The following is a 9,766-nucleotide window of genomic DNA, read 5'->3' on the forward strand; positions in this document are numbered from 1 at the left end:
CCGCCGGAGCGGAGTCTGGTGGGCGCCGTGGTGGGGTTGGCGGCGGTGCTGCTGGTGCTGGGGTTGCTGATGGGGGTGCTGTTCGCGTGTGTGCCGGAGGCGAAGGATCCGCCGCCTCCACCGCCGGAGCCGACGCCGTCGTGGCGGGTGTCGCCGCGGTCGCCGGTTCCCACGACGCCTGCGCCGTCGACGCCGCCGCCGCGGTCGCCGGGGCCGTCGACGCCGGCTCCGTCGCCTTCGCCGTCGGGTTCGGGGGGTGACGACGGCGCCCCGCTGTAGGGGGCCGTTTGTGGTGGTGCGTCCCTTGTGTTGGGAAAGGGTGGCTTGCGTAGGGGAAAAGGGCGTTGCGGGGTGGTACGGCGGGTGGCCAGCATGGGGGGATGCTGGAGAGTCTGCTCGCCTTCGCGGGCGCCGCGGTGCTGATCGCGATGGCGCCGGGCCCGAGCACGGTCGTGATCATGCGCCAGTCGATGCGGTCGCGGCGCTCGGGGCTGGTGACGGTGCTGGGCAACGAGACGGGCGTGCTGTTGTGGGGGGTGGCGGCGGCGGTGGGGCTGTCGGCGCTGCTGGCGGCGTCGCGGCTGGCGTACGAGGGGCTGCGGATCGCCGGTGCGGTGGTGCTGGTGTGGTTCGGGGTGCGGGCGCTGTGGCATGCGCGGCGCGGCGGTCCGGCCGCGGCGGGCTCGGATGCGGGTTCTGAGGCTGCGGGTTCGCAGGTCGCGGGTCCGGTCGCGGGGGAGGTGCCGGGTTCGGGGTGGCGGTGCTACCGGCTGGGGCTGGTGACGAACTTCGCCAATCCGAAGGCGGGGGTGTTCGCGGTGTCGTTCCTGCCGCAGTTCGTGCCGGAGGGGTGGCCGGTCGCGGCGGTGCTGGTGGGCTTCTCGGTGCTGTGGGCGCTGATCGACCTGGTCTGGTACACGGTGGTGGTGTGGCTGGTGGGGGCGGCGCGGCGGGTGCTGGGCCGCCCGGGGGTGCGGCGGCGCCTCGACCAGGTGTCGGGCGTGGTGCTGGTGGGGCTGGGCGTGCGGCTGGCGGCCGAGGCGCGCTGAGTCGCACTGAGTTGCACCGACGGGGCCCGCTGGGACCGCCCGTGCGGGGGCGCCGATACGGTCCGCCGATTTGGCACATTTTCATGATCGCTTTTCGGGGCGGGGGCCGTAGCCTGGGGCGGTGAGCGCTCTGGATGACCTGGCCGACCGCTATGTGGACGAGTTCGCCGCGCTGGATCCGTGCCTGGCGGCGATGATGGGCATCGCCGGGCAGGACGCGCGGCTGACCGACTACGGCCCGGACGGGCTGGCGGCGCGCGCCGACCTGACGCGGCGGACGCTGGCGGACCTGGAGCGCGTCCCGGTGGAGGGCGAGGCCGGGCGGATCGCGGCGGCGGTGCTGCGGGAGCGCCTGGAGGTCGAGGCGGCGCTGGACGAGGCGGGGGTTCGGGAGGGGTTCCTGGACACCACCGACGGGCCCGTCCAGCAGCTGCGGGTGGCCCTGGAGCTGCTGGACCAGGGCCCCGGCACCGACTGGGAGGCCGTCCACGCGCGGATGCGGGCGCTGCCGGGGGCGCTGGCGGGTCTGCGGACGTCGCTGCGGCGGGCGGCCGGGCAGGGCCGGGTGGCGGCGCGGCGGCAGGTGGTGCGCAGCGCCCGCGAGTGCGCCGAGACCCCGACGTATCTGGCGGGGCTCGCGGCGCGGTACGGGGACGGGCCGCTGCTGGGGGCGCTGGAGGCGGCGGCGTCGGCGGCGTCGGCCGCGCTGGGGGAGTTCGCGGCGTTCCTGTCGGGTGAGTTGGCGGCGCGCGCGCCGGAGCGGGACGCGCTGGGCGCCGACCGGTACCGGCTGGGCGTGCGGGACTTCCTGGGGACGGACCTGGACCTGGCGGAGACCTACGCGTGGGGCTGGGAGGAGCTGGCGCGGATCGAGTCGGAGATGGCGGGCGCGGCGCGGGAGATCCTGCCGGGCGAGCCGCTGCCAGCGGTGATGGCGGCGCTGGACGCCGATCCGGCGCACCGGGTCTCGGGCGCCGAGGTGTTCCGGGGGTGGATCCAGGAGCTGGCGGACCGGGCGATCGCGGATCTGGACGGGGTGCATTTCGACATCCCGGCGCCGCTGCGGCGGATCGAGTGCAGGATCCCGCCGGTGGAGGCGGGGGTCTACTACCTGGCGCCGGCGGAGGACCTGTCGCGTCCGGGGACGGTGTGGTGGACGGTGGAGGACCCGTCCGCGGACATCGTGACCTGGACGGTTCCGACGACGATGTTCCATGAGGGCGTGCCGGGCCACCACCTGCAGCTGGGGGTGACGACCCTGAACCGGGGGCTGAACCGGTTCCAGCGGCTGTCGAGCGAGCTGCACCCGGGGCACTGCGAGGGGTGGGGGCTGTACGCGGAGCGGCTGATGGACGAGCTGGGCCACTACCGGGATCCGGCGCACCGGCTGGGGATGCTGGCGGGCGGGCAGCGGTTCCGCGCGGCGCGGGTGGTGCTGGACATCGGGCTGCATCTGGAGCTGCCGATCCCGGCGGGCACGGGGTTCCACGAGGGGGAGCGGTGGACGCCGGAGCTGGGCTTCGAGTTCCTGCGGGCCCGCAAGGGGCCTGATCCGGACGCGGCGGTCGCGTTCGAGATCGACCGGTACCTGGGGCGTCCGGCGCAGGCGATCGCCTACAAGCTGGGGGAGCGGATCTGGCTGGAGGCGCGGGAGGAGGCGCGGCGCCGGGAGGGGGCGGGGTTCGACCTGAAGGGGTTCCACCGGCGGGCGCTTGATCTGGGGCCGATGGGCTTGGACCTGCTGCGCGCGGAGTTGGCGCGGTCCTGACCGGTGCCCTGGCGCGGGGCCGAACGGCCAGGGGCTCGGGGTCAGACGGGTTCGGAGGAGTTGAGGCGGGAGCGTCCGTGGTTCTCCAGTGCCTCGACGCCGGTTTCGCGGAGCCAGCGCCGCCCGTTGGGCCGGTGCCAGTCGGCTTCGGGTGCGTCGGGGGAGCCGGGAGCGGCGCGCGCGGTTTCGTCGGCCGGGTCGGCCGGCGGGTCGGCGATGTCGCCGGTCCTGCCGATGTGGCAGGCCCGCTCGTCCCCGGGCTCGATGATCGTCTTGTGGTAGTGGGGCGGCCACCGCAGCAGGAGGCGGCGGCCGCAGGTGGGACAGGCCCACTCCTCCAGCCCCGACTCCTGGGTCCGGACGCGGCGCAACTCGTGGGTCAGGTGCAACTTGCCTCTCCTCGACCGTCGGCTGAGTTCCGGCCAGTGTTCGTGCGTAAGTGATTTCCCGCGCCCGGCAGGTTAAACGGCACGGCAAACGTCTTTAAGGTCGATGCGGCGGTCGTAACGGCATGTCCGTAATCAGGTGAGGGCGCGGTGGACGGCGGCGCCGATCCGCGCGACGGCCTCGGCGGGGCGGCGGGAGAACGACCCCCACCCGAGGAAGCCGTGGTCCAGGCCCGTCCCGGGCACCAGGACGACGGGCACGCCGGCCTCCCGCAGCCGCGCCGCGTACGCCTCGGCCTGCGGCCGAAGCCGGTCGTGCTCGGCGGTCGCGACGACCGCCGGGGGCAGGCCGGAGGGGTCGGGGTCCAGCAGCGGCGACACCTCCGGGCGGGCCGGGTCGGCGCCGCGCAGGTAGGCCCGCAGCGCGCGGCCTATGCCTGATGGCGGGAACTCCAGCCCGTCGGGGTCGGGCAGCGGCGGCGGGACCTCCCGCAGGTCCAGCGCCGGGTACAGCAGGACCTGCAGGGCGGGCCGGGCGGGCCCGGCGTCGCGCAGCAGCCCGGCGGCCGCGGCGGCGAGCTGGCCGCCCGCGCTGTCCCCGGCCACCCCGACCCGGCCGGGGTCCAGGCCGAGCCGGGACGCGTTCGCCGCGACCCACCGCACGGCCGCGACGGCGTCGTCCAGCGCGGCCGGGAACGGGTCCTCGGGCGGGCGCCGGTACCCGACCGACACCCACGCCACGCCGCTGGCCGCCGCCAGCGCCCGCACGACGGGGTCGTAGGACTCGACGTCGCCGAGCACCCATCCGCCGCCGTGGAAGTACACCAGCGCCGGCGCCGGGCCGTCCCACGCCGGCCGGTACAGCCGGGCGGGGAGCGGGCCCGCGGGGCCGTCCACGGTGAGGTCGCGGACGGCGGCGACGGGCGGGCGCGGGGAGCGGGCGAGGTCGGCGGCGTGCTCGCGGCGGGCGTCGCCGACCGTGCCGCCCGCCCCGGCGGGCGCGGCGAGGCGGGCCCGCAGGAACGCCAGGTACTCCGGATCGCGGCCCATCACCCCTCCTCGGCTCCGAGCCTACGGGCCCGCGGAGAGGCCCGTCGGCGCCGGGCGGCGCCGCCTTCCGGGCCCCGGACGGGAAGGCGGAAGGCGGCGCGGACGGTCAGGGGGACGCGTCCCGGGGGCGGTTCAGAAGGGGTAGGTGGCGATCTCGGCGCGGACCGTGAGCCACTGCGTCTCGGTGAACGCCTCGATGTTGGCGTCCGGGCCGCCGAACCGCGACCCGTTGCCGGACGCCGCCACCCCGCCGAATGGCACGACCGGCTCGTCGTTGACCGTCTGGTCGTTGATGTGGACCAGCCCCGTCGGGATCGCGTCGGCGATCCGCATCGCCTGCCCCACGTCGCCGAGGATGCCCAGGGACAGCCCGTACTCGGTCGCCGACGCCAGCTCCACCGCCTCCTGCGGCGTGGAGAACGGCACGACCGGCGCGACCGGCCCGAACACCTCCTGCGCGTAGGCGGGCATGTCGGGCGTCACCTCGTCCAGGACGGTCGGGCGGTAGAACAGGCCCTCGTGGGTGCCGCCCGCGGCGAGCCGGGCGCCCGCCGCGACCGTGGCCCGCACCAGCTCGTCGATGTGCGCGAGCTGCCCGGCGTCGATGATCGGGCCGAGCGCGACCGGTCCGGCCGCCGGGTCACCGACCGGGAGCTTGTCGGCCTTGTCGGCCAGCGCCGCCACGTACTCGGCGTGCAGGCTCTCGTGCACCAGGTGCCGCCCGGAGGTCATGCAGATCTGCCCCTGGTGCAGGAACGACCCCCACGCGCCCGCCGACACCGCGGCCTCGACCCGCGCGCCCGGCAGCACGATCAGCGCGTTGTTGCCGCCGAGCTCGAGGTGGGCGCGCTTGAGCAGCCGCCCGCACACCTCGCCGATCCGGCGTCCGGCGGCGGTGGAGCCGGTGAAGGACACCACCCGCACCTCCGGCGCCGCGACCACCGCCTCCCCGGCCTCGCGGCCGCCCGGCAGCAGGTGCAAAAGCCCCTCCGGCAGTCCCGCCTCCTGGAAGACCCGCGCGATGCTCACCCCGCCGCACACCGCGGTGCGCGGGTCCGGCTTGAGCAGCACCGCGTTGCCGAGCGCCAGCGCCGGCGCCACCGACCGCATCGCCAGGATCAGCGGGAAGTTGAACGGCGCGATCACGCTCACCACCCCGGCGGGGCGGCGCCGCGCCAGGCTCCACCGCGGCTGCGCCGACGGCAGCACCAGGCCCTGCGGGTGCGAGGCCAGCGCCGCCGCCTCGTAGCACAGGTTCGCCGCGAAATGCGTCTCCAGCTCCGCCTTCGGCGGGATCGACCCCGCCTCCCGGACGATCCAGTCGCCGATCTCGGCGGCGTGCTCCTCGAACAGCCGCCCCGCCGCGCGCAGCACCGCGGCGCGCTCCTCGTAGGTGCGGGCCGCCCAGTCCCGCTGGGCCGCCGCGGCGGCCCGCGCCGCCCGCGCCGCGTCGGCGGCGCCCGCCTCGCCGAGCGTGCCGAGCGTCCCGCCGGTCGCGGGCTCGGTCACCTCGAACACGCCGCCGTCCCCGGCCGCCGTCCAGCCGCCGTCGAAGATCTTCCCGGTCCACGCGCCGGGGTCGAGCAACGTCATCGTTCCTCCTCGCAAGGGGTGCCCGCGCCGAACCTCCCACCCTCACCGTCCGCGGCCCCCGCGGGAACCGCATCGTTCCGCTCAGTGGAAACCCGCCGCGGGGAAAACCCGTTGCGGCGCCTCGCCGCTCCGGGCACTCTGGACACGCAGAACCCGCACGGGCCCCGCTGGAGGGCGGGCCCGCGGCGCCGAAGGGAGGGACGGGAGATGACCCGCTGTAGCAGCGGACGACGCACCGCACCCCGGTCCCGGCCCGCCGGCCGAACGACCCCCTGACCCGCCCGCGTCCCAGGTGCGACGCATGCGCGGGGGCGGTGTCCCCAGATGTCCTCCGATGTCCTCCCATGCCCGCCGGTCGCACAGGCCGGCCCGTGGCGCCGTGGCCGAGAGGTTCAGGCGGCGGTCCGCAAAACCGTCACACGTGGGTTCGAATCCCACCGGCGTCTCCGGTCCCGTCCCCGCTGTCACCCTGGGGACGGGACCCCCTCCCCGTAGCTCAGCGGACAGAGCACCGGCCTCCGAAGCCGGGAGCGCAGGTTCGATCCCTGCCGGGGAGACGCGCGGCACCGCCGCGGGCGGCGGCCTTCAGGCCCGTGGCCCGGGGCCCGTTCAGCGGCAGGGCAGCGGGCCCGGCGCCGGCGGCCACACGAACGCGTGGGCGTACCAGGCGCCCGCGTCGCCCCGCACGGGCCGCCTGCCGTAGGTGACGGCGATCGCGGCGAGGTGCGCGCCGCCGTCGGCGCCCGCCCCGGACGCGCCGCCGGGCTGCAGGACCTCGCCCAGCAGCAGCCGCACCGGCTCGTGCAGCTCCAGCCGCAGCACCAGCGACCCGCGCCGCCGCGCCGCCGCCCGCCCCACCACGTCCCCGATCAGCGGGGCGAGCCGGTCGGCCAGGCCCGCCGCGGCCGGTCCCAGCCCCCACCCGTGCAGGGCGCCCTGCACGATCCCGCGGACGCTGCCCGCCGCCGCGCGCCCGCCCGGCAACTGCCACCGGCCGGCACGGGGGGTCGGCCGCGGAACACCCTGGACGGAAACGAAGGTCATGTGCCTCTCCGATCACGAACGAGCTTCGGGCCCCGCAGGGGCCCCGGACCGGCCGCGCCGGACCGCGCGCAATCGACAACCTCGCCGGAGGTGTGCCCGGCCCGCCCCCGCTCATGCGCCCCCGCCGGGCGGGCGGCGGAACCCCCGCGCGGCCGGGGGCCGGGGAGGTCAGGACGGGTCGGGCAGGGCGCCGGCGATGCAGTCCAGGACCCGCTCCAGCCCGTAGTGGAACTGCTCGTCGCCGGACATGTGGGGCAGGCGCGCGTCCACCACGATCCGCTTGAACATCGGGTAGCGGCCGGAGTCGAGCAGCTCGCGGACGTAGGGGGCGCTCTCCATCATCCAGCGCTCCGGCGTCATGCCGCTCTGGCGCATCTCCCGCATCCACGCGATCTCGCCGCGCACCGCGCGCTCGACGTAGCCGTTCAGCATGTCCAGCAGGACGAGGATGTCGTCGATCGGGACGCCGACGTCCAGGGCGCCGGAGGCGAACTCCAGCAGCCGCAGCCGGTTGGGGCCGAACGTGGCGCGCGGCCGGTGCAGGCCCACCAGCCAGGCGTGCCTGCTCCACACCGCGCGGGTGTTCTCGGCGATGAGCCTCAGGTCGGCGCGCCAGTCCCCGCTCGGCCGCTCCGGGATCTCCATCTCCAGCAGGACGTGGTCGACCATGAGGTCGACCAGGTCGTCGCGGGAGGGCACGTAGCGGTACAGCGACATCGCGCCGGTGCCGAGGTCGGCGGCGATGCGGCGCATGGACGCCGCCTCCAGGCCCTCGGCGTCGGCGATGCGGACCGCCGCCTCGGTGATCTGGGCGCGGCTGTAGGCCGGGCGCGGCCCCCGGCCCTGCCGCTCGGGAACCGACCAGATGCTGCCGTGCCGCTCGCCGCCTGCCAACGGACCTCCTCGTGACTCTCCCGAGCATCCTAGTTGCGTACACCGTACCCGGTTGTCTACCGTAGCCGCGTACACCGTACTCAAAGGAGTGGATCGTGACCGACGAACCGATCGTGCTCGCCGAGGGGCTGCGCAAGCGCTTCGGCGACACCCAGGCCCTGGACGGCCTCGACCTGGCAGTCCCCGCCGGCACGGTCTGCGGGGTCCTCGGCCCCAACGGCGCGGGCAAGACCACCGCCGTGCGGATCCTGGCGACCCTGTCCGACGCCGACGCCGGGCACGCCCGCGTCGCCGGCCACGACGTCGCCCGCGAACCCGACCGCGTCCGCGCCCGCATCGGCCTGGCCGGCCAGTACGCCGCCGTCGACGAGAAGCTCACCGGACGCGGCAACCTGCGCATGTTCGGCCGCCTCTACCACCTGCCGCGCCGCGAGGCCCGCCGCCGGGCCGACGAGCTGCTGGAGCGGTTCGGGCTCGCCGACGCCGCCGACCGGCAGGTCGCCGGCTACTCCGGCGGGATGCGCCGCCGCCTCGACCTGATCACCAGCCTGATCCTGCGGCCCCAGGTGCTGTTCCTGGACGAGCCCACCACCGGCCTCGACCCCCGCAGCCGCGGCGAGATCTGGGACGCCGTCCGCGGCCTGGTCGCCGACGGCACCACCGTCCTGCTCACCACCCAGTACCTCGACGAGGCCGACCGGCTCGCCGACGACATCGCCGTCGTCGACCACGGCCGCGTCATCGCCACCGGCACCCCCGACCGGCTCAAGGCCTCCATCGGCGACCGCCTCGACGTCGTCCTGGACGACCCCGCCATGGCCGGCCGCGCCGCCGGGCTCCTGCGCACCCTCACCGGCAGCCACCCCGCCCTGGAGGGCGAACGCCTCTCGGTGCCGCTCACCACCGGATCGGTGCGCCTGGCCGACGTCGTCCGCGAACTCGACCGCGCCGGCGTCACCGTCGGCGACGTCGGACTGCGCCGCCCCACCCTCGACGAGGTCTTCCTGCGCCTCACCGGCGACGCCCCCCGCGACAACGCCGACCACGACAACGCCGACCACGGCCCCGGCGACCACGGCGGTGCCGCCGGACGCCGGAAGGAGACCGTCCGATGACCGCCCTCACCACCGCCCCCGCCCCCGCGTCCCGTGCCGGACGGCTGCGCTGGGCGCTCGCCGACGGCCTCACCCTCATCGGCCGCGAACTCGGCCGCATCCGCCAGGAACCCGGCGAGCTCATCGCCGCGCTGATCTTCCCCGCGATCATGGTGGTGCTGTTCGGCTACGTGTTCGGCAGCGCCATCTCCGTCCCCGGCGGCGGCGACTACCGCGCCTACCTCATGCCCGGCCTGTTCGCCATGGTCACCTTCACCTCCACCATGGCCGTCACCATGCGCGTCGCGACCGACGCCTCCCGCGGCGTCATGGACCGCTTCCGCTCCATGCCGATGGCCCGCTCAGCCGTCCCCTTCGGGCAGACCGGCGCCGAGATCCTCAACGGCGTCCTCGGCATGGTCATCATGGCCGTCGCCGGCCTCCTGGTCGGCTGGCGCGCCCACAACGGGATCTGGCAGACCGCCGAGGCGTTCCTGCTGCTGGCCCTCATGCGGTACGCGCTCAGCTGGGTCGGCTGCTACCTCGGCCTGGTGGTGAAGAACGAGCAGACCGCCGACCAGCTCATCCCGCTCGTCTTCCCGGTCACCATGCTGTCCAACTCCTTCGTCCCGACAGCGGGCATGCCCGCTGTCCTGCGGGTCATCGCCGAATGGAACCCCGTCAGCGCCCTCACCGCCGCCTGCCGCGGGCTGTTCGGCAACCCCGGCGCGCCCGCCGGCGACCTCGCCTGGCCCCTCGCCCACCCCGTCGCCGCAACCCTCGGCTGGTCGCTGCTCCTGCTCGCGGTGTTCGCGCCCCTGGCCGTGCGGACCTACCGCGTCCGCGGCCGCTGACCCGCAGAAAAACCGAGCACCGGGGCCCGGCCGG

At 75.8% G+C, this 9,766-nt stretch carries 10 protein-coding genes and 2 tRNA genes; 7 read left to right on the forward strand and 5 right to left on the reverse strand.

Annotated features, from left to right (window positions below; genetic code table 11):
• The first annotated feature begins 86 nt into the window (after positions 1-86).
• From K4S16_RS44265 to K4S16_RS08660, 3 genes are all read left to right on the forward strand, one after another.
• Positions 87-260: a hypothetical protein gene (locus K4S16_RS44265; RefSeq protein ID WP_160160869.1), complete on the forward strand. Its 174-nt coding sequence runs from the start codon at positions 87-89 to the stop codon at positions 258-260.
• 120 nt (positions 261-380) lie between these two features.
• On the forward strand, positions 381-1,049 hold the full coding sequence (locus K4S16_RS08655) for a LysE family translocator (RefSeq protein WP_149258334.1): 669 nt from the start codon (positions 381-383) through the stop codon (positions 1,047-1,049).
• Between the two features lie 121 nt (positions 1,050-1,170).
• Positions 1,171-2,817: a DUF885 domain-containing protein gene (locus tag K4S16_RS08660; protein ID WP_149258335.1), complete on the forward strand. Its 1,647-nt coding sequence runs from the start codon at positions 1,171-1,173 to the stop codon at positions 2,815-2,817.
• Positions 2,818-2,858: 41 nt separating this feature from the next.
• Here K4S16_RS08660 and K4S16_RS08665 read toward each other — a convergent pair whose 3' ends face one another.
• From K4S16_RS08665 to K4S16_RS08675, 3 genes are all read right to left on the reverse strand, one after another.
• A complete protein-coding gene (locus tag K4S16_RS08665; RefSeq protein ID WP_149258336.1) occupies positions 2,859-3,206 on the reverse strand; it encodes a hypothetical protein in 348 nt (115 codons plus the stop codon).
• 132 nt (positions 3,207-3,338) lie between these two features.
• On the reverse strand, positions 3,339-4,253 hold the full coding sequence (locus tag K4S16_RS08670) for an alpha/beta hydrolase (protein WP_149258337.1): 915 nt from the start codon (positions 4,251-4,253) through the stop codon (positions 3,339-3,341).
• Between the two features lie 132 nt (positions 4,254-4,385).
• Positions 4,386-5,846, reverse strand: a complete 1,461-nt coding sequence (locus K4S16_RS08675; protein ID WP_149258338.1) for a benzaldehyde dehydrogenase — start codon at positions 5,844-5,846, stop codon at positions 4,386-4,388.
• A 373-nt stretch (positions 5,847-6,219) separates the two neighbouring features.
• Here K4S16_RS08675 and K4S16_RS08680 point away from each other — a divergent pair.
• Both K4S16_RS08680 and K4S16_RS08685 read left to right on the forward strand, forming a co-directional pair.
• Positions 6,220-6,292: transfer RNA gene (locus K4S16_RS08680), tRNA-Cys, on the forward strand.
• 39 nt (positions 6,293-6,331) lie between these two features.
• A tRNA-Arg gene (locus tag K4S16_RS08685) sits at positions 6,332-6,403 on the forward strand.
• Between the two features lie 52 nt (positions 6,404-6,455).
• Here K4S16_RS08685 and K4S16_RS46390 read toward each other — a convergent pair.
• Entirely contained in the window at positions 6,456-6,890 is a 435-nt protein-coding gene (locus K4S16_RS46390) for a hypothetical protein (RefSeq protein WP_149258339.1), read from the reverse strand.
• Between the two features lie 168 nt (positions 6,891-7,058).
• Complete coding sequence (locus tag K4S16_RS08695; RefSeq protein ID WP_149258340.1) at positions 7,059-7,784, reverse strand: TetR/AcrR family transcriptional regulator; 726 nt, start codon at positions 7,782-7,784, stop codon at positions 7,059-7,061.
• Between the two features lie 95 nt (positions 7,785-7,879).
• Between K4S16_RS08695 and K4S16_RS08700 the strand changes: the two genes are divergently transcribed.
• Both K4S16_RS08700 and K4S16_RS08705 read left to right on the forward strand, forming a co-directional pair.
• The gene (locus K4S16_RS08700) at positions 7,880-8,899 is read left to right on the forward strand and encodes an ATP-binding cassette domain-containing protein (protein WP_149258341.1); all 1,020 of its coding nucleotides are present in this window, start codon (positions 7,880-7,882) and stop codon (positions 8,897-8,899) included.
• Positions 8,896-9,732 (forward strand): ABC transporter permease, encoded by an 837-nt coding sequence (locus tag K4S16_RS08705; protein WP_149258342.1) that lies wholly within the window; start codon positions 8,896-8,898, stop codon positions 9,730-9,732. Before K4S16_RS08700 ends, K4S16_RS08705 begins: the two co-directional genes overlap by 4 nt.
• Positions 9,733-9,766 lie beyond the last annotated feature (34 nt).

It is taken from the genome of Actinomadura sp. K4S16, assembly GCF_008327685.1.
Classification (GTDB): Bacteria; Actinomycetota; Actinomycetes; order Streptosporangiales; family Streptosporangiaceae; genus Spirillospora.